Origin of the sequence: Sphingomonas sp. IC081, from assembly GCF_006874585.1 — a bacterium.
Classification (GTDB): Bacteria; Pseudomonadota; Alphaproteobacteria; order Sphingomonadales; family Sphingomonadaceae; genus Novosphingobium.
Genome location: NZ_CP029762.1, coordinates 574,028 through 597,492, shown reverse-complemented (window position 1 = coordinate 597,492; position 23,465 = coordinate 574,028). Strand labels below are relative to the sequence as shown.

At 67.6% G+C, this 23,465-nt stretch carries 16 protein-coding genes, 1 pseudogene and 1 other annotated feature; of the genes and pseudogenes, 9 read left to right on the top strand and 8 right to left on the bottom strand.

The annotated features are described in order from the left end of the window. Positions 1-16: 16 nt before the first annotated feature. Both DM450_RS20870 and DM450_RS20865 read right to left on the bottom strand, forming a co-directional pair. Positions 17-1,060: a sugar phosphate isomerase/epimerase family protein gene (locus DM450_RS20870; protein WP_142638777.1), complete on the bottom strand. Its 1,044-nt coding sequence runs from the start codon at positions 1,058-1,060 to the stop codon at positions 17-19. A 14-nt stretch (positions 1,061-1,074) separates the two neighbouring features. Further along, entirely contained in the window at positions 1,075-1,410 is a 336-nt protein-coding gene (locus DM450_RS20865) for a c-type cytochrome (protein ID WP_142639461.1), read from the bottom strand. A 179-nt stretch (positions 1,411-1,589) separates the two neighbouring features. Here DM450_RS20865 and DM450_RS20860 point away from each other — a divergent pair, with 179 nt between their 5' ends. Then, the gene (locus DM450_RS20860; RefSeq protein WP_221889489.1) at positions 1,590-2,744 is read left to right on the top strand and encodes a Gfo/Idh/MocA family protein; all 1,155 of its coding nucleotides are present in this window, start codon (positions 1,590-1,592) and stop codon (positions 2,742-2,744) included. Here DM450_RS20860 and DM450_RS20855 read toward each other — a convergent pair. Next, a complete protein-coding gene (locus DM450_RS20855) occupies positions 2,739-3,542 on the bottom strand; it encodes a sterol desaturase family protein (protein ID WP_142638775.1) in 804 nt (267 codons plus the stop codon). The two genes, DM450_RS20860 and DM450_RS20855, sit on opposite strands and share 6 nt — an antisense overlap. 272 nt (positions 3,543-3,814) lie before the next feature. Between DM450_RS20855 and DM450_RS20850 the strand changes: the two genes are divergently transcribed. After that, positions 3,815-4,651: a LytTR family DNA-binding domain-containing protein gene (locus DM450_RS20850; RefSeq protein WP_260610455.1), complete on the top strand. Its 837-nt coding sequence runs from the start codon at positions 3,815-3,817 to the stop codon at positions 4,649-4,651. A gap of 21 nt (positions 4,652-4,672) precedes the next feature. On the opposite strand, the gene DM450_RS20845 is transcribed toward DM450_RS20850, so the two are convergent. Beyond that, positions 4,673-6,910, bottom strand: a complete 2,238-nt coding sequence (locus DM450_RS20845) for a PKD domain-containing protein (RefSeq protein WP_260610454.1) — start codon at positions 6,908-6,910, stop codon at positions 4,673-4,675. Positions 6,911-7,188: 278 nt separating this feature from the next. Here DM450_RS20845 and DM450_RS26355 point away from each other — a divergent pair. Continuing rightward, a pseudogene (locus DM450_RS26355) lies at positions 7,189-7,329 on the top strand (NAD(P)/FAD-dependent oxidoreductase); the annotation flags it as partial. A 68-nt stretch (positions 7,330-7,397) separates the two neighbouring features. Here the strand turns inward: DM450_RS26355 and DM450_RS20835 are convergent. From DM450_RS20835 to DM450_RS20825, 3 genes are read right to left on the bottom strand one after another with little or no spacing between them, the layout of a single operon-like run. Next, positions 7,398-9,224, bottom strand: coding sequence for a response regulator (locus DM450_RS20835; protein WP_142638773.1), 1,827 nt, complete (start codon positions 9,222-9,224; stop codon positions 7,398-7,400). After that, the gene (locus DM450_RS20830) at positions 9,214-10,098 is read right to left on the bottom strand and encodes a CheR family methyltransferase (protein ID WP_142638771.1); all 885 of its coding nucleotides are present in this window, start codon (positions 10,096-10,098) and stop codon (positions 9,214-9,216) included. Before DM450_RS20830 ends, DM450_RS20835 begins: the two co-directional genes overlap by 11 nt. After that, the gene (locus tag DM450_RS20825; protein ID WP_142638769.1) at positions 10,083-13,181 is read right to left on the bottom strand and encodes a response regulator; all 3,099 of its coding nucleotides are present in this window, start codon (positions 13,179-13,181) and stop codon (positions 10,083-10,085) included. The genes DM450_RS20830 and DM450_RS20825 overlap by 16 nt, the downstream gene beginning before the upstream one ends. 234 nt (positions 13,182-13,415) lie before the next feature. Between DM450_RS20825 and DM450_RS20820 the strand changes: the two genes are divergently transcribed. Continuing rightward, positions 13,416-15,545 (top strand): prolyl oligopeptidase family serine peptidase, encoded by a 2,130-nt coding sequence (locus tag DM450_RS20820; protein WP_409529377.1) that lies wholly within the window; start codon positions 13,416-13,418, stop codon positions 15,543-15,545. Positions 15,546-15,671: 126 nt separating this feature from the next. Further along, positions 15,672-15,727, top strand: a sequence feature (sul1 is cis-regulatory element that is thought to sense ions involved in sulfur or methionine metabolism; They are found in Alphaproteobacteria). A 72-nt stretch (positions 15,728-15,799) separates the two neighbouring features. Further along, the gene (locus tag DM450_RS20815) at positions 15,800-17,278 is read left to right on the top strand and encodes a SulP family inorganic anion transporter (RefSeq protein WP_142638767.1); all 1,479 of its coding nucleotides are present in this window, start codon (positions 15,800-15,802) and stop codon (positions 17,276-17,278) included. 41 nt (positions 17,279-17,319) lie between these two features. On the opposite strand, the gene DM450_RS20810 is transcribed toward DM450_RS20815, so the two are convergent. Beyond that, the gene (locus DM450_RS20810; RefSeq protein WP_142638765.1) at positions 17,320-17,784 is read right to left on the bottom strand and encodes a MarR family winged helix-turn-helix transcriptional regulator; all 465 of its coding nucleotides are present in this window, start codon (positions 17,782-17,784) and stop codon (positions 17,320-17,322) included. A 112-nt stretch (positions 17,785-17,896) separates the two neighbouring features. Here DM450_RS20810 and hmgA point away from each other — a divergent pair, with 112 nt between their 5' ends. The 4 genes from hmgA (at position 17,897) to DM450_RS20790 (ending at position 23,161) form a co-directional block, all read left to right on the top strand. Continuing rightward, positions 17,897-19,204: a homogentisate 1,2-dioxygenase gene (gene hmgA, locus DM450_RS20805; RefSeq protein WP_142639450.1), complete on the top strand. Its 1,308-nt coding sequence runs from the start codon at positions 17,897-17,899 to the stop codon at positions 19,202-19,204. After that, positions 19,201-20,493, top strand: a complete 1,293-nt coding sequence (gene fahA / locus DM450_RS20800) for a fumarylacetoacetase (protein ID WP_142638763.1) — start codon at positions 19,201-19,203, stop codon at positions 20,491-20,493. Before hmgA ends, fahA begins: the two co-directional genes overlap by 4 nt. After that, positions 20,490-21,134, top strand: a complete 645-nt coding sequence (gene maiA / locus DM450_RS20795) for a maleylacetoacetate isomerase (RefSeq protein WP_260610451.1) — start codon at positions 20,490-20,492, stop codon at positions 21,132-21,134. The genes fahA and maiA overlap by 4 nt, the downstream gene beginning before the upstream one ends. A gap of 140 nt (positions 21,135-21,274) precedes the next feature. Next, the gene (locus DM450_RS20790; RefSeq protein WP_142638759.1) at positions 21,275-23,161 is read left to right on the top strand and encodes a methyl-accepting chemotaxis protein; all 1,887 of its coding nucleotides are present in this window, start codon (positions 21,275-21,277) and stop codon (positions 23,159-23,161) included. Positions 23,162-23,465: the final 304 nt, after the last annotated feature.

Here is a 23,465-nt window from a genome sequence, read left to right as displayed (position 1 = left end):
CGTGTTTGCCGTGCCGTCAGGTCAGCCCCAGCCAGCGCCGGTTGTTGGCGGGATCTCCGCCCCCTGCGAAATCGTCGAATGCCCGCTCCGGACGGCGGATCATGTGTGCCGCGATGAAGGGTGCCCCCTCGCGCGCGCCGTCCTCGGGGTGCTTGAGGCAGCACTCCCATTCGAGCACCGCCCAGCCCTCGTAGCCATACTGGGTTAGACGCGAGAAGATGCCGGTAAAGTCGACCTGCCCGTCGCCCAGCGAGCGGAAACGGCCGGGACGATCCACCCAGTCGGCATAGCCGCCATAGACGCCCGCCCGCCCGGTCGGATTGAGTTCGGCGTCCTTGACGTGGAACATCCTGATGCGCTCGTGATAGATGTCGATGAACTGGAGGTAGTCCATCGCCTGCAACACGAAGTGGCTGGGATCGTAGAGAATGTTGGCGCGCCGGTGGCCGCCTACGGCATCGAGGAAACGCTCGAAGGTCAGGCCGTCGTGCAGGTCCTCACCGGGATGGAGTTCGAAGCAGAGGTCGACCCCTTCCTCGTCGAAGCTGTCGAGGATCGGCTGCCAGCGCCGCCCCAGTTCCGCGAAGGCCTCCTCCACCAGACCGGCGGGGCGCTGCGGCCAGGGATAGAAGAACGGCCAGGCAAGCGCGCCCGAGAAGGTGGCGTGGGCCGTCAGCCCCAGGCGGCGGCTGGCCTTTGCCGCAAGCTTGAGCTGATCCACCGCCCATGCCTGCCTCTGCGCGGGCTTGCCGCGCAGCTCGGCCGGGGCGAAAGCATCGAAAGCGGCGTCATAGGCGGGATGGACCGCCACCAGCTGGCCTTGCAGGTGGGTGGACAGCTCGGTGATCTCGACCCCGGCCTCGCGGCAGCGCCCGGCCAGTTCGTCGCAATAGTCCTGGCTTTCGGCCGCCAGCCCAAGGTCCATGCAGCGCGGATCGTTGCTGGGCACCTGGATGCCCTTGTAGCCGGCCTGCGCCATCCACCGGGCGGCATTGTCCAGGCTGTCGAACGGGGCGGCATCACCCATGAACTGCGCCAGAAAGATGGCCGGACCACGCATCGTGCTTGTGCCCCTTACTTCAGGCTCTTGAGATAGGCGACGATCGCGGCGCGCTTGGCCGGATCGGGCGTGGCGATCGGCATCCGGGTGCCGGGCACCTTTTTGGCCGGCGCGGCGAGGAAGGCGTCGAGCGTCTTGTCGTCCCAGCTCAGCTTCGAGCCCTTGAGCGCGGGCGAATAGTTGAAGCCAGGGGCAGCGGCGGCCTGGCGTCCGGCCACGCCGTTGAGGTTGGGGCCGACACCGTTCTTGCCGCCCTTGTCCACGCTGTGACAGGCGCGGCACGCGTTGAAGGCGGCGGGGGCGGTCTGCGCCGCGGCGCTGCCGGCGGTAAACAGGGCGGCCAGCATCATTGCTGCGGCGAGGGTTCTCGGGCGCGGGGTCATGGGGGGCAGGCTGAGGGGTGCTGTCATGCGCATCCTCGACTCTCCGTCTTATTTCTTATTGCCATATGTTTACCGGTAAATCATATCGGATCAAGGCTGAAATTCATGACTTTATGGTATTCTGAAAAATACAAGGGAGAGCGGTGATGAAACGGACCCTGCAACTGGCCATGGTGGGCGGAGGCGAGGGCGCCTTCATCGGCGCGATCCACCGCGCGGCGGCGGCGCTCGACGGGGACTGGCGACTGGTCGCAGGGGCCTTCAGCAGCGATCCCGCGCGCAACCGGCGCTCGGGCGACATGCTGGGCATTGCGCCGGCGCGCACTTATGCGTCGCTGGAGGCCATGCTTGCCGCGGAATCGGCTCTGCCCGAAGCGGAACGGGTGGATGCGGTGTCGATCGTCACGCCCAATCACCTCCACGCGCCGATGGCGATTGCCGCGCTGGACGCCGGTTTTCACGTCTTCTGCGAAAAGCCCATGGCGCTGAGCACTGCGGAAGCGCAGGAAATCGCGCAGGCTGCGGCGCGTTCCGGCCGTCACTTCGCGCTTGCCTTCACTTATAGCGGTTATCCCTTGATCGAGGAGGCGCGCGCGCGGGTCGCGCGCGGCGATTTCGGCAAGGTGCGGCTGGTCCAGGTCGAGTATTCGCAAGGCTGGCTCAGCCAGCCGATCGACCGGGACGGCAACAAGCAGGCCGAATGGCGTACCGATCCCGCGCGCGCCGGACTGGGGGGCTGTCTCGGCGACATCGGCACCCATGCCTTCCACCTTGCCGAACACGTATCGGGGCTCCGGGTGGAGCAGCTCTGTGCCGACCTTGCGACTCACGTTTCGGGTCGCCAGCTGGATGACGATGTCAGCGTGCTGCTGCGGCTCGATAACGGTGCGCGCGGCGTGCTTAAGGCCACCCAGGTTGCGGCCGGGGACGAGAACGGCCTGAAGCTGCGTATCCACGGCGAGGCGGGCGGTCTCGAGTGGTCGCAGATGGAACCCAACAGCCTGGTGCTGCGCTGGCTGGACCGGCCGATGGAAACCGTGCGATCCGGCGGTCCGGGGCTGGCGCCGTCCACCTTGCAGCGGCTGCGCACCCCGGCGGGCCATCCCGAGGGCTACATCGAGGCTTTCGCAAACCTCTACCGCGCCTTTGCCGCCCGTATCCTGGGCGATGCGCCGGGCCCGGACGACGCATTCCCATCCATCGCGGCGGGACTGCGGACCATGGCATTTGTCGAAAGCGTGGTCGCCAATGCCGGGTCTGACAGCAAATGGACGCAGCTGGAGTTTACGCCCGGGTCATGAGTTCAGCGCCTGGGCTTCGCCGCCTTCCGCGTTCAATCCCGGGAGGCCGCGGTCAGGCACCGTGCGCGCCTTGATCGTGTCGAAATCGGCTTCGTATCGCTTGCGCATGGTTCCGCAGAGACGGTCCCAGATCGTCGTGTAGCCGCCGTAATTGCCGGTGAAGTAGCGATGGTGCTGGTCGTGGAACGTCGCGGTGATGAACCACTTGGTAGCCCAGGTGCGGTTCCACCAGCGCGGCAGGAACTCGTATCCGGAGTGCACGTAGAGACCCATGACGATGTTGGTCGGCAGGATCAGCGCCATCGTGGCGGGATGAACGGTGAAGATCGCCAGGAACAGCGGCACGAAGCCGCCGTTGATGATCGATTCCAGCGGATTGACGGAGAGTGTCGTCAGCAGGTTGGGCGAGGTCGACTTGTGGTGAAGCTTGTGCACCCAGCCATAGAACGGCTCCTTGTGCATCCAGCGATGGAGCCAGTAGAAATAGGTGTCGAACAGGAAAAAGTACGCGCCGAACTCCAGCGCGATCATCCACCAGGGGGCAGGGCCGCTGTGGAAGGTGATCCAGCCCTGCGCCTTCAGCCAGCCAGTAGCGGCGCCAAGGATCTTGCCCGAGATCAGCAGGGTGATCACGGCGACGATCGCTTCGTTGCGCAGTGTCTTCCACTTGAACCCGCGCGGCTGGATCTTGCGGGCCTTGAAGAATCCGCTGACGATACCGGCAACCACGCCGGTGGCGACAAAGGCCCAGAGCCAGACGGTGAGCGCCTGTTCACCGGTGAAAAGCGTTTCGATCATGGCGGCGCTCAGGCCAGCGCGACGGCAAAGGCGATGGCATGGGCAAGCACGGCAAGCATGCCGGCAACAAGGACCGGGCGATACGGGATGGCGGGCATGGCGATCTCCTGAAGTCTCGTGCGGCCCCAACGGGAGGTACCGCCTGTCGGGTTTCAGGTGACAGGCCGCGATTGGCGGGCAATCGGTTTTACGTTACGTTGGCAAGGACGCCGCAAAGTCGGCGGAAATGCGGCGATTTTCCAATTGGCGCATCGTGAATGGGGAGATGCTGCGTGCGCTGGCTGCGCCGGATCCTGATCGAATTCTGGGCCATGGCGATCGCCGCCGCGATCATCGGTTTCCTGGGCCCCTTCGGCACCTATCTCGAGGGGGATTTCGTGGGCCGGGTCTGGCGCTGGTGGATGCACCTGATGGGCGCCTACGTGCTGGTGCGGCCCTCGATCCTGCTGTGGACCCGGGTGGCCGAGGCGACCTCCTTGCCCCGGCAGATGCTGGTCTATTGGGGGGTGTTTCTGTCGAGCTTTCCGCTGGCGCTCCTGTGGCGCTGGAGCGCGACGGCGTTCTTCCACCAGCTTGAAGGCTTCGCGGGTATCTTGCCCTTTGCGGTCTTGAGCGCGATCGGGGTTCTGGCGATCGTGGATCGTGCGCGCCGTCTCGATCACCGGCTGGCGGCCATGCTCAAGCCGGATCAGGCCGAGGTGCCGGCGATCGCGGCGGCAGGTGGCGCACCGCTGCCGCCGCCGGGTGATGCTCAGCCTGCGTCCGGCCCCGCACCGCGCCCCCCACCGCGTCTTGCCGCGCGCCTTTCTCCCGGTTTTCACGGCCCGATCATCGCGTTGCAAAGCGAGGACCACTACGTGCGGGTCCACGGCGTGCGCGGTTCCGAACTGGTGTTCATGCGGCTGCGCGATGCCATCGCCGAGATGGACGACTGGCCGGGGGAGCAGGTTCATCGCAGCTGGTGGATCACCCGCAGCGCAATCGCCGGAATCGCGGCCGACGGACGCAATCGCAGCCTCACCCTGGTCAACGGGGCGGTGGCGCCGGTGGCGCGCGATTCCGTTGCCCGTCTCGAACGGGCGAATTTCCTCACGCTCGGCACCGGGTAACGCTGCCGGACAGCCGCGCCGCTACTGCACCACGACCCGCATCCGGCCAAGATTCTGGATCCGGCCAAATACGGTCGTGCGACTGCCCTCGCGCTGGGAGACGCCGCGCAGGGTCGGGAAATAGGTGCCGGGCCTGTCGAACCGGTGGGTGATGGTGACCGTGGCGGTCTTGCTGCCGGGCTTGACCGGTGAGGAGACCGCGAACGTGCCGGCGCCTTCGAAGTCCCACTGCGCCGCAACGATCGAGCCGGAACCGGGCGGGACCTCGATGGTGCCCGTGAAGGTGACCGTTTGACCAGCGGCGATGTCCGCGCGGTCGCGGCCACTGGACGTGAGCGTGACCACCGGCTGGATGCCGAGCCGCGCGGTCGCCTCGGCGGGAACCACGATCTGCCCGTCCTCGTATCGATAGCGGGTCGAGGCGGGGGGCGCGATTCCCTTCTCCACCCACAGGGCAAGGTCGCGCAGCGCCTGGTTCAGTACCGGCACGTAGCTGACCGTGCGGGTCGGGTCCTCCTGGGTATCGCTGTCGCCATGCAGGGCCCGGTCGGTGAACCACAGCCGGAAGTGATCGTCGGTAGCGGCGCCGAAATGCTTTTCCACCCGCGCGCGATACCAGTCGGCCGACCAGGGGTAGGCTTCGCGGTCCCACAGCGATTCCACCAGGATCATCTTGCCTTCGAAATTGCCTTCCGGCACCGAACCAGCGGTGGCTTTGGTGAACAGCGGGCCCAGCAGCATCGGCCGCTGGGGGTAGATCGGCTTGCCGTCCGGCCCTCTGAACTGGTCCCAGACCCGGAATTCGGCGGCGGGCACCTGATGGCGGTGGTAGGTCTGGGCGGCGAGGAAGTTGCTGTTGTCGACCTGCACCGCGTCTCCCGCCGCGAGCCGGGCCGCGACGATGGGATCGACGATGCCGAAGATGGCCGTGTCGCCCTCGATCCTGCTCAGGGTGAGCCGCGCGCCTTTTGCGGCGCCGGACAGCACGATGAGGTCCCCGCCCAGGAACGGGATCGACGGCGGCGGCGAGGACAGGCGCACCGCGACGACGGTCTTGGCCTCCTTGTCCTGCATTGCGGCGTAGCTGTCATCGACGTTGCCGGTGGTCTTGCCGTTGGTAACGCCCGTTTCCAGATGCAGGCGCCGGGCCTCGGCGCCGGTTACCAGCGCGGCGATGGCCGCCTTGTGCTGCATCCGGTAGCCGCTGAAGCTCTCCGGGTGATCGAACCCGTAATAACCGGGTTTTGTCCAGAACTCGGTGAAGTAGGAGGGATCGGCCATCACCACTCCGCCGTAGAGCGCGGCAAACCCGTGGATGCCCATCGTCTTCCATCCGAACCAGGACTGGATGGGGAAACCCATGCGTGTCACTTCGCGCAGGGCGGCGGCCTGTTCGCCGGTCAACCCCGCATAGGGATTGCCGCTGCCGCCCGGCTCGACGGCATCGACGATCTGCGGGAACTTGCCGTCGAGCAGGCGCATGGCGTGCATGCGCACGGTGAAGCTGTTGGGGATGGCCATGCTGGAGCCCAGCACATAGGGCACCGCTCCGTCCCAGACGCCGCGGGTGTTCTCCATCGATCCGACGGTACGATAGGCGCCGCCGCTGCCGCCATAGGCATAGCCGTAGGGGCGCTTGCCCCCGTACATTTGCAGGGCCAGGACCCGCGAGTACCGGGCTGCGGCGGCATTGGCGCGGTAGGCGCCGATGGTCGGGTCCTTGGAGCCGAAGCCGGCAACGGCTGCCCCGCCGCCATTGGTTTCCACGAAATATCCGCCGCTGGCGACCGAGAAACCGATCTTGTCGTTGGCCGGGGATGTGGGGTGCTGCGCCAGGTTCTCGTTGTCCGGGGCCGGCGTGAAGTGCTGGAAGAACCGGCCCTGGTATTGCGACTTGGGCGGAAAATAGAACGAGAAGCGTGTGTCGGTGCCCTTGAAGCCGCCATGGACATAGCGGTGGCGGACCGGTGCATCGCGCCATTCGTCGACATCGACATAGGGCTCGGCGAAAAGCGGGTCTGCAGCGGGCGCGGTTGGTTCCGGCGTGGTTGCTGCCGAGGCCGTCGGTGCAGGCGTGGTTTCAGCCAGAACCGGCGTTATCGCCCCCGCAAGCGCCGCCGCAGCCCCGGCCAGGCCGAGGAGGAGCGTGCCGGTCGCGCCCGTCGCGCCCGTGCGGGGCAAAGCGCCGAGCGGCAAGAGTGCGCCTTCCGAGGTTCCGGTCAACGCGCGCTGACGGACGAATCCGCAAGTCCTTTTCATGTCCTCTCCCCTGTTCGGCGTCGGCGGGATTTCCTGCGCTGCCGGTGGTTCGCCGCTGCCTTCCTTGTCGCCTTCGCGATCTTCGCAAGCACCGGAACCACGGCTGTGGCAGACCGGCAGCCGCTTGGCGCACCAAAAATTCAGCATGCGAAATAATATCGGGACGCCGATGCCCGCCAGCGGCACGAGCATTCCGAGGGGCGGATCGGCATCGCTCTTCTTCGGGGTGATGGCGGCAATCGGGGTGAGGCTCTCGCCGGGGCGGTGCGCAGGACGGCATTGCCCTGCGCCAGAACGGTTCTGCCGGAACCGTCACGGTCATCGGCCGCGAGCCGGAATAGCCTTACGGGCGCCCGCCGCACTCCCAGGAATACTTCGCGCGGGAGGAGACCTTCAACCGCCTCCACATCCGCCCGCCGCCGAGGTGCCGGCCGATGCGGGAACGCCGCTCTAGGAACTGCTCTGAGGGAGGGGCGGGGGCGGCGCTTTACTGCGCCGCTTCGGCCGCCAGTTGCAGGACCATGGCATTGACCTCGGTGCCGAGGAAGGGCTTGCCCAGCATCGGCCGGGTGCTGTGCCCGGCTGGCAGGTGCGAGCGGTCGTAACCGCTGACGAATGCGAAGGGCGTCTCGCGCGCGGCCAGTTCGTCGGCGACGGGATCGATGCGCTCGCCGTTGAGATTGCCGTCGAGCAGGGCGAGGTCGGGCGCCGCCTCGCGGATCAGGGCGATGGCCTGTTCGCAGGTTGTTGCCGGGCCGACGGGGATCGCGCCGGAATCCTCGATCTCCATGAACAGTTCCATCGCCACCAGCGGTTCGTCCTCGACGACCAGGACCTTGAGGCCCCCCGCTGTCGTTGCGGCTGGCACGTTGGCGGGTTCGGGGCTGGTCGGGGGTGTCATCGCGGCACGCGGCTCCTTGCGGTTTTCGGCAGGCGGGGCGCTGTCGCCCATCGGCAGGGACAGGCTCCAGCAGAGGCCATCGGCGGCATAGTCCGCGACGACGCGGGCGCCATCGGCCGCCATGCCCTCTTCCATCAGCGTGGTGCCGAAACCGCGCCGCTGCGGGGCGGTGACCGGCGGTCCCCCGCGCTCGCGCCAGGTGAATTCGAGACGATGTTCATCCCGCCGCCACTGCATCGTGACGGTGCCGGTCTCGTTCGACAAGGCGCCGTACTTGTGGGCATTGGTCGTCAGTTCGTGGAGGATGAGCGCGAAGCGCAGCGCCAGTTCGGGGGGCAGGTCGATGTCCGCGCCCGAGAGGTGCAGGCGGTCTTCGCTGACCGCCCCGATCGCCACCTGCCCGGCGATCAGGTCCTTGAGGCTGGCCGCTTCCCAGGTCGCGGCGCTGAGCAGCGAATGGGCGCGCGACAACGCCTGAAGGCGGCCGGAGAAGGTGGTCTGGAACGCGTCCGGCGAGGCGGCATGGCGCAGCCCCTGCGAGGCGATGGCCTGCACCGTCGCCAGCGTGTTCTTGACCCGGTGGTTAAGCTCGCCGATCAGCAGCCGCTGGGTTTCCTCGGCCCGGTGGCGCGCGGTCACGTCGAGCAGTTCGATCATGACGCTGGCGCCGCGAAATCCGGTTCCGGCCAGCGACGAGCAGTACCACTCACCCTCCCGAACCTCGCCGTCGGCGCGGATGAAACGATGCTCCTGACGTTCGCGGCGATCGCCGCCTTCGAGCAGCGCCCGCATCGCCGCGATGAAGTCCGCGCGGCCGGTTTCCGCCAGGAACGGGGCGTCCTTGAGGCCGAGGCCCAGCATGTCCTCGGCGGTAAAACCGATCTCGCGCTCGGCGCTGCGATACCAGCTGGCGATGCGCAGACCGGCATCGATCTCCAGCACCGCGAGCGGGGAATTGTCGCCGTGTGCGCGGACCCGGCCGAGGGCGAGGCCCAGTTCGTCGCGCTGCCGGGCAATCTCGCGGCGCTGGCGCGCGAGTTCGACAAAGACCGCGATCTTGGAATTGAGTTCGGTGATGTCGAGGGGCTTGAGCAGATAGTCCACCGCGCCGGTCTCGTAGCCGCGAAACTTGCGTCGTTCGTCGGTGGCGACGGCGGTGAGGAAGATGATCGGCACGCCGCGGGTGCGCTCGGTCCCGCGCATCAGTTCGGCCAGCTCGAAGCCGTCCATCTCGGGCATCTGGACGTCGAGCAGGGCCAGCGCGAAGTCCTCGCGCAGCAGGGCTTCGAGGGCTTCGAACCCGGAGGAGACCGTCACCAGTTCGACGCCGGGCTGGTCCAGTGCGGCTTCCAGCGCGGCCAGGTTGTCGGGAATGTCGTCGACCGCGAGGATCTTGAGCGGCTCAGTGAGCAAAGGCGTTCTCCTCTGCCTGGCGGGCATTGCGCCGCCAGATCTTTTCCAGCGGCGCGAAGTCGGAGAAGCTGTCGGCTTCCCCGGAGAACTGCACCGTTTCCTTGGAACCCAGACCGAGGAATCCGCCTTGCGGCAACGACTGGGCAAACAGGCCGAACGCGCGGTCCTGCAGGACGCGGTCGAAATAGATGAGGACGTTGCGGCTCGACACGAACTGGACTTCCGAGAACACCGCGTCGCTGGCGAGGTTGTGGTCGGCAAAGACCGCGCGCTTGCGCAGCGAGGGATCGAAGCGGGCGACGCCGAAATTGGCGGTGTAGTAGTCCGACAGCGAGGCGCGCCCGCCGGCTTCGCGGTAATTGCGCGAGAAACCGGCGACCCGCTCGATCTCGAAGACGCCTGCCTCCGCCTTGGCCAGCGCGGCGGGGTTGATGTCGGTGCAGTAGAACATCGTGCGCTCGGCAAGGCCCTCCTCGCGGAACAGGATGGCGAGCGAATAGAACTCCTCGCCATTGGCGCAGCCCGCCACCCAGACCTTGATCGACGGCCATGTCCGCAAGTGCGGCACCACCTGTTCGCGGATGGCGCGGAAATACTCCGGATCGCGGAACATCTCGCTGACCTGGATGGTCAGGAAACCGATCAGCGCATTGAGGCTGTCGGGATCGTGGAGGATCCGGTCGAGCAGGCCCGACAAGTGCGTGCAGCCGAAATGCGACTGGGCCCGTTGCAGCCGGCGCAGCAGCGAGGCGCGCGAATAGTCGCGAAAGTCGTACTGGTAGCGCCGCCAGATTGCCTCGACGATGAGGTCGGCCTCGATGTTCTCGAGGGTTTCCTTGGGGCGCGGGGCGCGGCTCCTCATCGCGGCATCCATACGCGCACCAGGCTGAGCAGCTTGTCGACGTCGAGCGGCTTGGACAGGTAGTCGTTGGCGCCGGCCTCGATGCATTCGAGGTGATCGCGCTCCATCGCCTTGGCGGTGAGCGCGATGATCGGCAGGCGGCCCCACTGTTCGTGGCGGCGGATCTCGCGGGTGCAGGCCAGCCCGTCCATTTCCGGCATCATCACGTCCATCAGCACGAGATCGACAGGGGGCCCGTCGCTGTCCGCCGCGCGCGCGAGTTCGGCCAGCGCCTCGATGCCGTTGCGGGCAATGCGCACCGAGACGCCGTGGGGTTCCAGCACCGAGGTCAGCGCATAGACGTTGCGGATGTCGTCCTCGACGACCAGGATATGGCGCCCTTCCAGCGCGGCATCGCGGCCCAGCGAGCGGGCGAGCAGCTGCTGCTTGTCCTGCGGCAGTTCCGAGACGACCTGGTGGAGGAACAGCGTCACCTCGTCGAGCAGGCGTTCCGGGCTCTTGGCGCCCTTGACGATGATCGACTTGGAGTAGCGGCGCAGGCGCATCTCCTCCTCTTCGGAGAGTTCGCGGCCGGTATAGACGATGACCGGCGGGAAACTGACGCTTTCGTCGTGGGCCAGCCGGTCGAGCAGGTCCAGCCCCGACATGTCGGGCAGGTTGAGGTCCAGCACCATGCAGTCGAACGTGCCGTCCGCCAGCCGTTCGAGACATTCCGCCGCGCTCTGCACTTCGACCGTCTCGACATCGCGCGAGGCGAGCAGGTGGTGCACGGCATCGGCCTGGCGGGCATCGTCCTCCACCACCAGCACCCGGCGCAGGCGCTGGGCCATGCGGGCCTCGAGGCCTTCGAGCATGGTGACCAGCGTTTCACGGGTGACCGGCTTGAACAGGTAGCCCACCGCGCCGCTGGCAAGCGCGCCGTGATCGTCGTGGTCGGCCGAGACGATGTGCACCGGGATATGCCGCGTGCGGGTATCGCGCTTGATCCGGTCGAGCACCGAAAGGCCGGTGTGATCGGGCAGGTGCATGTCGAGGATGACGGCCTGGGGCAGGTATTGCCGGGCCAGCAGGGCCCCTTCGTCGGCGGTGGTGGCGATCAGGTACTGGAAGCCCAGTTCATGCGCGAGATCGCCGAGGATGCGGGCGAAGGCCACATCGTCCTCGACGATGAGGATGACGCGGGAATCGCCGCTCAGCGCCTCGCGGTCGTCGGGCACGGCGATCGCGCGCGGTGCGGCGGTGGGCGCGGCGACTTGCGGGGCGGGCGATCGGCTGGCCGAGCGGGGCAGGGCGGCGGTCTCGGCGGCGGCGAAGCGTTCGGGCACCTCGATCGCGAAAGTGCTTCCCTGGCCCGGCGCGCTGACGAGCGAGATCGTCCCGCCGAGCAGATGGGCCAGTTCGCGCGAGATCGACAGGCCAAGGCCGGTGCCGCCGAACTTGCGGGCAATGCCGCCATCGGCCTGGCGGAACGCCTCGAAGATCGCGTCCTGCTGGTTTTTGGCGATGCCGGGGCCGGTGTCGCGCACGGCAAAGACCACATGGCCGGGCTTGCCGGCCCGCACGCTCAGCGCCACTTCGCCGGCGGCGGTGAACTTCACCGCGTTCGAGAGGAAGTTCTTGAGCACCTGTTCGAGACGGAGCCCGTCGGTCTCGATGGCGGCGGGGGCGCCGGGGGCGATCTCGACCGAGAGACGCAGGCCCTTCTCGGCGGCGGGGACGGCAAAGGTATCCTCCAGCCGGCGGACGAGGGTGCCGACCGGCATCTCCGCCGGTTGCAGTTCGAGACGTCCGGCCTCGATCTTGGAAATGTCGAGGACGTCGTTGATGAGCAGCAGCAGGTCGTTGCCCGAGGACTCGATGGTCTCGGCGTAGCGGACCTGCTCGTCGGTCAGGTTGGCGCCGCGGTTGTCGGCCAGCAGGCGGGCCATGATCAGCAGCGAGTTCAGCGGCGTGCGCAGTTCGTGGCTCATGTTCGCCAGGAATTCGCTCTTGTAGCGGCTGGCCTGTTCCAGTTCCTCGGTCTGGTTTCGCAGTTGTGTCTGCGAGCGGGTCAGTTCGTCGCGCTGCGCCTCCAGCGACTGGGCCTGTTCCTCCAGCTGCGAATTGCTGCGTTCGAGTTCGGCCTGCTGCTCTTCGAGCTGGGCCTGCGACTGGAGCAGCAACTTGCTCTGCGCTTCCAGTTCGTCGTTGGTGGCGCGCAGTTCCTCGCTCTGGTTCTGGAGTTCCTCGGCCTGCTGCTGGGTTTCGGCAAGCAGCGTCTCGAGCCGGGCGCGGTACTTGGCGGCGCGCAGGGTCAGGCCCAGCGGCCCGGCGACAAGTTCCAGGAACGCGGCAAAGTCCTGCGGGAGGGCTTCGTCGGTATCGAGGAAGCCGAGTTCGAGAACCGCGTTGACGGCGTTGTCGACAACTGTGGCGCCCAGGACCAGCCGGGCGGGCGTGCCCCGGCCCAGTGCGGAGCCGAAAGCGAGATAGCCGGCGGGAACCTGTTCCACCAGTGTCGTGCGGCCGTGGGTGATCACTTCGCCGAGCAGGCCGGTGCCGGGCGCGATCTCCTCGGGCACCCCGGCGTCGGCGGGGACACCCCAGGTGGCGATGCGGCGATAGCTGCCGTCGCCCTGCACGAAGATGGCGCCGGCGATCGCGCCGAAACGCTCGCCGATGAAGGCGAGGGCGCGGCTGCCGACATCGGCGAGCGGCAGGTTGCCGGCGGTGGCGCGGGCGAGTTCGGCCTCGCTGGCGCGGAGCCATTGCGCGTGCCGGGTCTCGTTGCGGTAGCGGATCAACAGATAGCCGATGCCCGCCACCAGCAGGTTGGTGGTGCCCGAGAGTGCGCGGTTGATGAACGCGACTTCGGGGCCGAGGCCGTCTGGGGCCACGAAATAGGCGATGAACGCGCAGCCGATGCCGGCGATTGCGGCGAGCAGCGGGATGATCTTGCGCTGCGCGGCATAAGCCAGCACGGTGGGCAGCAGATAGAGCACGCTGACGCCGGTGCCGAGCGGCACCAGGATGTCCAGGGCAAGGCACAGCACGAGCGCGCCGGTAACCGCCGCGGCAATCTTGTTCTGCGGCGTGAATGCCGGGCCTGGTGTCATCGTCATACTCTGGGAGAGGAAACCGGCACGCGGCAAGACGGCGCGGCCCCCATCCCATGCGCGCGTCCGGATCAGGGTTCTAACGTATAAGTCGCCGGATGGTTCCCGGCCGCAGCGCATTGATTTTGCACGATGCGCTTTTGCCGCAATCGTGCGGCCTCCGGGCTTGCCAGTTGGCGCTCGCGCGCTAGGTTTCCGCGCGACCAGTCGATTGAGGGCACGATCTTGAAATCCATGCTGCGCGGCGTGTTCGCCACGTCTTTCCTGATGATGAGTCTCACCACCATGTCCCATGCCGCAACACCGTCCGATCCCGCCGCCCAGCCCTCCAGCGATCGCTGGATCTGGCTGGAGGATCTTGAGGGCAAGCCGGTGATGGACTGGGTGAAGGCGCATAATGCCGTCACCGAAAAGCGTCTTGAGGGCGATCCGCGCTACCAGGCCTTCTACGATCAGGCGCTGGCCATCTCCGGCGCCAAGGATCGTATTCCCGCGCCCCATTTCCTCGGCGGGCAGATCTACAACTTCTGGCAGGACGAGCAGCACTTGCGCGGCATCTGGCGTCGCACTTCGCTGGCGGACTACCGTTCGGCCGCGCCGCGCTGGGAGACGGTGCTCGACGTCGACGCGCTGGGCAAGGCGGAAGGCAGGAGCTGGGTCTATCAGGGCTCGGACTGTCTCGAGCCGGAGCAGCGCCTGTGCCTCGTCTCGCTGTCCGACGGCGGCGAGGACGCGGTCGAAGTGCGTGAGTTCGATCTGCAGACCCGCGCCTTCGTGCCGGGCGGTTTCCACATTCCGCGCGCCAAGCAGGGCATCGCCTGGGAAGACGCGGACCATCTGCTGGTCGCCACGGAATGGACGCCGGGCGACATGACCGGCTCGCTTTATCCCTATATCGTCAAGCGCGTCACCCGCGGCCGCCCGCTGTCCGAGGCGGTGGAGGTCTACCGCGGGCAGAAGAGCGACCTCGGCGTGTTCCCGGCGGTTCTCCACGATGCGCAGGGCCACCGCCTGGCCTACGTGTCGCGGGCGATCGACTTCTTCCACCAGCAGACCCTGGTCATGGCCGCTGACGGCAAGCTTCATGCCCTTGCCGTGCCGCAGAAGGTCGCGGTGGCGGGGCTGGTGGCGGGGCAGGTGGTGTTCCGCCTGGACGAGGCCTGGGGCGATCTGCCGGCGGGTTCGGTGGCAACGGTTCCGCTGGACGATCTGCTGGCCCGTCCCGAGGTGCTGAAGCCCCGGCTGGCCTGGAAGCCCGCCGCGCGCGAGGCGCTGGACGGCATCTCGGCCACGCGCGACCGGCTGCTGCTCTCGGTGCTGGACAACGTCAACGGGCGCCTGCTGTCGCTGGCGCCGGCGGTCGGTGGCGGCTGGAGCGAGCAGACCCTGCCGCTGCCCGACAAGATGGCGCTGAACTTCGGTTCGGCGGATTTCGGCAGCAATCTCACCTTCGCGTCGGCGGAAGGTTTCACCACGCCGAGCACGCTCTATCTGGTCGATGCCGCCGGCAGCGCGCCGGCCGAGCCGCTCAAGAGCCTGCCGCCGCGCTTCGACGCCGCCGGCCTTGTCGTCGAGCAGCGCGAGGCGGTGTCGAGCGACGGCACCGCGATCCCTTACTTCCTCGTGCACCGCAAGGACATCGCGCTGGACGGCTCCACCCCGGTCCTGCTCAACGCCTATGGCGGGTTCCAGGCGAGCTCGACGCCCCATTACCTCAATACCTACGGCAAGTTGTGGCTGGAGCGGGGCGGCGCCTATGCGCTGGCCAACATTCGCGGCGGCGGCGAGTTCGGCCCGCAGTGGCACGAGGCGGCGCTGAAGACCAGGCGGCAGGTCGCCTATGACGATTTTGCCGCCGTCGCGCGCAACCTGATCGACAGCCGGATCACCTCGCCGCAGCGGCTCGGCATCATCGGCGGCTCCAACGGCGGCCTGCTGATGGGCGTTGAGATGACGCAGCACCCCGAGCTGTTCGGCGCGGTCGTCATCCAGGTGCCGCTGCTCGACATGATCCGCATCGGCAAGATCGCCGCCGGCGCCAGCTGGCAGGGCGAGTACGGCGATGTCGAGGCCGATCCCGAAGTGCGCGCGTTCTGGGAGAAGACCTCGCCCTACCACGCCTTGCGCAAGGGGGTGACATACCCCGAGCCCTACATCTTCACCACGACCCGCGACGACCGCGTCGGTCCGCAGCATGCGCGCAAGTTCGCCGCGCGCATGGAGGAGCTGGGGCTGCCGTTCTACTTCTACGAGAACACCGAGGGCGGTCACGGCTCGGGCGCCGACATACGCCAGTCGGCCAAGACCACCGCCTTGTGGATGACCTATCTCACGCAGAAGCTGATGGATTCGCCCCGGCCCTGACACGGCCCTGACACGGGCCTGCCCTGACGCGGCCCGGCCCTTCCCGGACAGGGGCCGGCGGTGACACGAATGTCCCGCCGGCCCTTGCCATTTTCAGGCGATTTCGGGTAAGGGGCGCGTCATTCGCAAGGACCCGGTGAGAATCCGGGTGGCTATCCCGGCCGCCGATCCGCCGGGCAACCTCCACATGGACAGCCTTTCCCAGCTCCCGCTCGCGGGCGCTGCGCCATGTGTTGCGTTTCTTGACAGGCAAAATGAACTCCAGACCCTCCCGTTTCCGGACCGAATGGTTCGCCAGCGCCGGACAGGCACGCCGTGACGTGCTGTCGGGCATCGTCGTCGCGCTTGCGCTGATCCCCGAAGCCATCGGCTTTTCCGTCATCGCCGGGGTCGATCCCCGCGTCGGCCTTTACGCCTCGGTGGCGATCGCCATCGTCATCTCGCTGCTGGGCGGCCGCCCGGCGATGATCTCGGCGGCGACCGCGGCGGTGGCGGTTGTCGTCACCCCGCTGGTGCGCGATCACGGCGTCAGCTACCTTTTTGCCGCGACCGTGCTGATGGGCCTGTTCCAGATCGTGGCCAGTCTGCTGCGGCTCGACCTGCTGATGCAGTTCGTCTCGCGCTCGGTGGTCACCGGCTTCGTCAATGCCCTGGCGATCCTGATCTTCATCGCCCAGCTGCCGCAGTTCATGGGCGTGACCTGGCATACTTACGCGATGGTCGCGGGCGGCCTGGCGATCATCTACCTGCTGCCGCGCGTGACCCGGGCCGTGCCCTCGCCATTGGTGGCGATCCTCGTGCTGGCGGCGATCAGCATCGCGCTCGGCTTGCCGGTGCGCACGGTGGGTGACATGGGGCGCCTGCCCGAAGGCCTGCCGAGCCTGTCCCTGCCGCATGTCCCGCTGACGCTCGAGACGCTGCGGCTCATCCTGCCCTATGCGTTGACGATGGCGGCGGTCGGCCTGCTGGAATCGATGATGACCGCGCAGATCGTCGATGACATGACCGACAGCGAGAGCGACAAGCGGCGCGAATGCATGGGGCAGGGCGGTGCCAACATCGCCGCGGCCCTGGTCGGCGGCATGGGCGGCTGCGCGATGATCGGGCAGTCGGTCATCAATGTCGGCTCGGGCGGGCGAACCCGCCTGTCGACGCTGGTCGCGGGCGTGTTCCTGCTGTTCCTGCTGGCGGTGCTGGGCCCGGTCGTCGGGCGTATCCCGATGCCGGCGTTGGTGGCGGTGATGATCATGGTCTCGATCGGCACGTTCAGCTGGGCCTCGATCCCCAATCTGCTGCGCCATCCGCCGACCTCGTCGGTGGTCATGGCGGCAACGGTCGCGGTGGTGGTGGCGACCCACGATCTGGCGCGCGGCGTGCTGGTGGGGGTCCTGCTTTCGGGCCTGTTCTTCGCGGGCAAGGTGCAGCGCATGTTCGCGGTGGCGCGCGAGGAAGCCGCAGACCGGGTGACCTACCGGGTCAGCGGCGAGATCTTCTTTGCATCGGTTGCCCGTTTCGCGCGTGCCTTCACGCCGGAACCGGGGCGCCACGTGCGCATCGACGTGAGCGACGCGCATTTCTGGGACATCTCCGCCGTGGGCGCGCTCGACAAGGTCATCGCCCGCCTGCGCCGCGATGGGTCGCAGGTCGAGGTCGTCGGCTACAACGAGGCCAGCGCCAACCTTGTCGACCGCTTCGCACTGCACGACAAGCAGGTGGAACTGGCGGTGCATTGAGCGGGTGCTTGCGGGCGGCACCGGCCCGCTCCCGCTGACGTTCAGCCCGCCATGCCGGTCTCCCCGAGGCTGAGCACGGCGGCGTCGATCTCGCGCAGCATGGCCACAAGGCCGTCAAGCTGCGCCCGGTCGAACCGCGCGAGAATACGGCTCTCCAGTTCCAGCGCACGCGGCGCGATGCGGGCATGGAGATCCTTTCCATCGGCGGTCAGCGCAAGCAAGTGGGAGCGTTTGTCACCCGGGTTGCGGCGTTTTGCGATCAGCCCGCGCGCGGTCAGGGCGATGGCGGCGCGGCTCACCGTCACCTTGTCCATGCGGGTGCGCGCGCAGATGTACTGCTGGGTGATCTCGCCCGACTGGGCCACCCAGGATAGCACCCGCCATTCCGGAATGCCGATCTGGAACCAGGCCTGATAGGCCCCGGCGACATATTCGCTGACGAGCCCGGCGGTATAGGAAAGGCGGTAGGGAATGAAGCTGTCGAGCTGGAGCGGCGTGTCCGTCATCCGCGGATAGTATCATTTGACACCATTCTCGCAACCATGCAGGATGGTAACAAATGATACCAGATGGGAGACTCGGATGCGTGCGCCTCTGGCCGGTCCCGATCGCGGCATGATGACCGGTTTTGCCAATCACTTCGCGACCGAGGCGGTCGCGGGTGCCTTGCCGCAAGGCCAGAACTCGCCGCAGCAGGTGCCCTACGGCCTCTATGCCGAGCAATTGTCCGGCACTGCCTTCACCGCGCCGCGCAAGGACAACCAGCGCAGCTGGCTCTACCGCCTGCGCCCGGCGGCCCATCACCCGGCCTATCGGCCCTATGCGCGCGAGACGCTGCTGCGTACCGGTCCGTTCGGCGAGGTGCCGCCGACGCCCAATCGGCTGCGCTGGGACCCGCTGCCGATCCCGGCGGAGCCGACCGATTTTGTCGATGGGCTGGTGACGCTATGCGGCAATGGCGATGCGGCAACCGGCGTCGGCATCGGCGTGCACCTCTATGCGGCCAACCGCTCGATGGAGCGGCGCGCATTCTACAGCGCCGATGGCGAATTGCTGATCGTCCCGCAGCAAGGGCGCCTGCGCATCGTCACCGAAATGGGCGTGATCGCGGCCGTGCCCCGGCAGATCGTGGTCATCCCGCGCGGGGTGCGGTTCAGCGTGGAACTGCCCGATGGCGCCGCGCGGGGTTATGCTTGCGAGAATTACGGCGCGATCTTCCGCCTGCCGGATCTTGGCCCGATCGGCGCCAACGGCCTTGCCAATCCGCGCGATTTCGAGACGCCGCGTGCCGCCTTCGAGGACGACGACGCGCCCTTCGAGATCATCCAGAAGTTCGGCGGCACGCTCTGGACAACCACGCTGTCGCATTCGCCGTTCGACGTCGTGGCATGGCACGGCAATCTTGCGCCCTATCGCTACGATCTCGGCGCGTTCAACACGATCAACACCGTGAGTTTCGACCATCCCGATCCGTCGATCTTCACGGTCCTGACCTCGCCCTCGGACACGCCGGGAACCGCCAACTGCGATTTCGTGATCTTTCCGCCGCGCTGGATGGTGGCGGAGCACACGTTCCGCCCGCCATGGTTCCACCGCAACGTGATGAGCGAGTTCATGGGCCTCGTCCACGGCAGCTACGATGCCAAGGCGGGCGGTTTTGCGCCGGGTGGAGCCTCGCTGCACAACGCCATGTCCGGCCACGGTCCCGATCGGGCGAGTTATGAAGCGGCCGTCGGCGCGGACCTCCGGCCCCACCGGATCGAGGATACCATGGCCTTCATGTTCGAGAGCCGACACATGTTCCGGCCCACCCGTTTTGCGCTCGATACCCCGCTGTGCCAGCTCGATTACGATGACTGCTGGGCGGGTTTCCGCAAGGCGCAAGTGCCGCAGGCGAGCGGCGCCACTGGAGATGACAACACGTGACTTTCCCCCGGATCGACGAGACGCATGACGCTGCCCTGACCTGCTGGGTCGAGGGGGCGCAGGGGCATGGCGAATTCCCGGTGCAGAACCTGCCTTACGGGGTGTTCTCGCACGGCGACGCGCGGCGGCGGCTGGGCGTCGCCATCGGCGAGCGGGTGCTCGATCTGGCCGGGATCGCCGATCTCCTGCCGGTCGGGCGCGATCTCCTGGGCGCGGCCACGCTCAATGGCCTGTTTGCCCTGCCGGCGGCCGACCGGCACGCGCTGCGCCGCGCGCTGAGCGCCCTGCTGTGCGACGAAAGCCAGCGCGCGCGTGTCGCGCCGCACCTCCATCCGGCCGGCGAGTGCACGCTGCACCTGCCGGCGGCGATCGGCGACTACACCGATTTCTACGTCGGCATCCACCACGCCACCAACATCGGCAAGCTGTTCCGCCCGGACAATCCGCTGCTGCCCAACTACAAGCACGTGCCCATCGGCTATCATGGACGCGCCTCCTCGATCCGCCCCTCGGGCGTGCCGGTGCGCCGGCCTTGCGGGCAGCGCAAGGCGCCCGAGGCCGCGGCGCCGACGTTCGGCCCCAGCGCAAGGCTCGATTACGAACTCGAACTGGGCGTCTGGATCGGGCCGGGCAATGCGCTGGGCGAAACCGTGCCGATCGGCGAAGCGGCCGATCACATCGCCGGGTTCTGCCTGCTCAACGACTGGTCCGCGCGCGATTTCCAGGCCTGGGAATACGTTCCGCTGGGCCCGTTCCTGGCCAAGAACTTCCAGTCGACGATCTCGCCCTGGGTGGTCACGGCCGAGGCGCTGGCCCCGTTCCGGCAGGCACAGCCGCCGCGTCCCGAAGGCGATCCGCGTCCGCTCGATTACCTGTGGGACGAGGCCGATCAGGCGCAGGGCGGGCTGGGGGTGGAGCTGGAGGTCTTCATCACCACGGCGGCCATGCGCGCGGCGGGGCTGGCGCCGCACCGGCTGTCGCGCGGCCCGGCGAGCAACATGTACTGGACCGTGCAGCAGATCGTCACCCACCACGCCTCGAACGGGTGCAATCTGGCGCCGGGGGACCTGCTCGGCACCGGCACGATTTCCGCGCCGACGCCGGATGGCTATGGCAGCCTGATGGAGCTGTCCCAGGGCGGCAAGGTGAAAGTTGTCCTCCCCGGCGGTGAGGAGCGTGCCTTCCTGGAGGATGGCGACGAGATCGTGCTGCGCGCCTGCGCCCGCCGCGAGGGGTATGCCGCGATCGGCTTCGGCGAATGCCGGGCCCTTGTCGAGCCGGCGCGGTGAGCGATCCGCGCCTGCACGGCTACTGGCGCTCGGGCGCGGCCTACCGCGTTCGTCTCGCCCTGGGCCTTAAGGGTATCACGTATCGCCAAGTGACGCATGATCTGCGCAAGGGCGCGCAGGACGATCCGGCCTACCGCCGCCTTGCCCCGCAAGGGCTGGTGCCGGTGCTCGAAGCGGACGGGCTGACGCTGACGCAGAGCCCGGCGATCCTCGAATGGATCGAGGAGCGCTGGCCGGCGCCGCCCTTGCTCCCGCCCGACAGGGACGGGCGCGCCGCTGTTCGCGCAATGGCCGCGCTGATCGGCTGCGACGTCCATCCGCTCAACAACCTGCGCGTCCTGCAAAAGCTGCGAAGCGACTTCTCGGCCTCGGAAAGCCAGGTAAATGGCTGGATTGCCCATTGGATTTCCGAGGGTTTTTCGGCTCTCGAAGTGCTGGTGGGGCGCTATGGCGAGGGGCTGTGTCACGGCGACCGTCCCAGCCTTGCCGACTGCTATCTGGTGCCGCAGCTCTATTCCGCCGAACGTTTCGGGGTCGATCTGACGCCTTATCCACGGCTTCGGGCGATCGGCGCGCGCATGGCCGCGCTTCCCGCCGTGCAGGCTGCGCATCCCGCGCGCCAGCCTGACGGCGAGGGGTGACAGCCGCGAGGCCGACGCGTTTGTGACAGTTTGTGGCATTCGATTGCCGCGCCTCCGACCGGGAACCGTCCGCTGCGCCTATAATGCCGGAAAAGCCTGGCCGGAAACGGCCTCGCCCCTCCCGTGCGATTGGACTGCTCATGCTTGGATTTCTCGACAACTGGCGGTTGCCCAGGAAGCTTCTCGCGGCTTTCTCGCTGCTTGCCGCCATGCTCGCCGCCGTTGGCTTCAACGGCTATTTCTCGACCCGCGAACTCAATGCGATTGCCCAGAACCACGTCGAACACGGCATCGCCGGCATGTCGGCGCTGGCCGATGTGATCGACGAGGTCAAAGAGACCCGGATCATCGTCTATACCTACTACGCGGCAGTCGGCACGAAGCAGGAAGAGGCCGATATTCGCGAACGGCTGGCAACCACGCGGGCCGCGCTGGCGAAGTCGGTCGAGGAATACAAGCAGGTTGCGGATGACAGCTTCAAGGACGATGCGGAAGTCCTGAGCCAGAAGGTCGCCGCGCTCAACGATGCCAACGACCGGATGTTCGAACGCCGTGCCGCCGGCGACATGGCGGGCGCGATGGCCTTGCTCAAGGGCGATGCCCGTGCCGCCTCGCACGCGATGATCGACCAGACCGAGAAGCTGCTCAAGGAATCGCGGGAGGCCTCGAAGCGCCAGGCCGAGGCCGGGGAGGCCACGGCCACGACGGCAACCTATCTCGCCATATTTCTGGCCGGCATGGGGCTGGCTGTGATTGTCCTGATCTGGCTGGTGATCGACCGCTCGGTCGCGGTGCCGATGGGCCGGATCTCGCGCGTCACCACCTCGCTGGCCGAAGGCGGGCATGTCGAGGTGCCCTACCGCGAACGCGGCGACGAGATCGGCGAGATCGCCGAGGCGGTCGAGCAGTTCCGCGTTGCCGCCGAAGGGCGCGCCGAGATCGACGCCCGCAATGCGCAGGAGCAGGAAGTGGTCACCACCACGCTGCGCGCCAGCCTCCAGGCGATCAGCGAGGGGGACCTCACCCAGTCGATCAAGGCCGAGTTCCCGCCTGCCTATGCCGAACTGAAGACCAACTTCAACTCGGCCGTCGGCGCCTTGCGTGACCTCATCGGCGCGGTGACCGAAAGCACCCACGCCATCCGCACCGGCTCCAGCGAGATCGCCCAGGCCTCCGAAGACCTGGCCCGCCGCACCGAAAGCAATGCGGCGAGCCTCGAGGAAACCTCGGCGGCGATCACCCAGATGGACGGCCGCCTGCGCGCCACCGCCTCGGCGGCGGGGCGCACCGTGGAGCGGGCCGACGGCGCCATGGGCGTGGTCGAATCCGGCCGCTCGATCGCCGACGAGGCGGTCCAGGCGATGGGCCGCGTCAGCGAGAGCGCCAAGGGCATCGACTCGGTGATCGAGGGCCTCGACAAGATCGCCTTCCAGACCCGCGTGCTCGCCATGAACGCCGCCGTCGAGGCGGGCCGGGCCGGTGATGCGGGCCGCGGTTTCGCGGTCGTGGCCGACCTCGTCTCGGCGCTGGCGATGCGCTCGGAAGAGGAAGCCAAGCGCGCCCGCGAACAGCTCACCGCGACCCAGACCGACATCGGCACCGCCGTGGAAGCGGTGCAGCGGGTCGACGGCGCGTTGCAGAACATCTCGGGCGACGTTTCCGAGGTGCATTCGCTGCTCAGCAACATCGCCACCGACAACCAGGCGCAGTCCTCGACGATCACCCAGATCAGCGCGGCGATCGGCACGATGGACCAGGCGACCCAGCAGAACGCGGCGATGGTCGAGGAGACCTCGGCCGCGGCGCGCAACCTGAACAGCGAGGTGACCGCGCTGGCCGACCGTGCGGCGATGTTCCGGGTGAGCGGCGAAGTGGCCGGCTACAAGCCGCGCGCCGCCGCGCCCGCGCCCGCTCCGGCGCCGCGCGCGGTGCCGGCCGCGATCACCACCAGCCAGGTCGCCCCGGTCCGCAAGGCGGCGCCCGTCGCGCTCGCCACCGGCCAGGACGACGACTGGATGGACTTCTAGAGCGCTTTCCGATCCGGCCGCATCGGATCGACCGCTCCACGATTGTGATGCCACGCACGCCATGGCCGGTCTGGGTGCAAGACCGGCCATGATCTTCCAAGGGCCGCCCCGATCCCCGGGGCGGCCCTTTTTGCTGGGGCTTAGAGGGCCGTCCCGCGCAAAAAAAAATCGCTCCGCGCAGCGCGTGGGAGGGATAGAACGCGGGGCCTTGCGCGTTTGTCCTGAGGAGCGCGAAATGGCGTCCACGCCGGCCCGAACAGACCGATTGCGCGAACCCGTCGCGTAGACCGCGGAAACATCGGGA

Bases quoted from the DNA above. Each gene is read 5' to 3' on its own strand.
- hmgA (WP_142639450.1), top strand. From the start codon at position 17,897: ATGACCGGTTTTGCCAATCACTTCGCGACCGAGGCGGTCGCGGGTGCC.
- DM450_RS20865 (WP_142639461.1), bottom strand. From the start codon at position 1,410: ATGATGCTGGCCGCCCTGTTTACCGCCGGCAGCGCCGCGGCGCAGACC.
- DM450_RS20810 (WP_142638765.1), bottom strand. From the start codon at position 17,784: ATGACGGACACGCCGCTCCAGCTCGACAGCTTCATTCCCTACCGCCTT.
- DM450_RS20820 (WP_409529377.1), top strand. From the start codon at position 13,416: ATGCTGCGCGGCGTGTTCGCCACGTCTTTCCTGATGATGAGTCTCACC.
- DM450_RS20790 (WP_142638759.1), top strand. From the start codon at position 21,275: ATGCTTGGATTTCTCGACAACTGGCGGTTGCCCAGGAAGCTTCTCGCG.
- DM450_RS20815 (WP_142638767.1), top strand. From the start codon at position 15,800: ATGAACTCCAGACCCTCCCGTTTCCGGACCGAATGGTTCGCCAGCGCC.
- DM450_RS20830 (WP_142638771.1), bottom strand. From the start codon at position 10,098: ATGGATGCCGCGATGAGGAGCCGCGCCCCGCGCCCCAAGGAAACCCTC.
- DM450_RS20870 (WP_142638777.1), bottom strand. From the start codon at position 1,060: ATGCGTGGTCCGGCCATCTTTCTGGCGCAGTTCATGGGTGATGCCGCC.
- DM450_RS20860 (WP_221889489.1), top strand. From the start codon at position 1,590: ATGAAACGGACCCTGCAACTGGCCATGGTGGGCGGAGGCGAGGGCGCC.
- DM450_RS20845 (WP_260610454.1), bottom strand. From the start codon at position 6,910: ATGAAAAGGACTTGCGGATTCGTCCGTCAGCGCGCGTTGACCGGAACC.
- DM450_RS20825 (WP_142638769.1), bottom strand. From the start codon at position 13,181: ATGACACCAGGCCCGGCATTCACGCCGCAGAACAAGATTGCCGCGGCG.
- DM450_RS20855 (WP_142638775.1), bottom strand. From the start codon at position 3,542: ATGATCGAAACGCTTTTCACCGGTGAACAGGCGCTCACCGTCTGGCTC.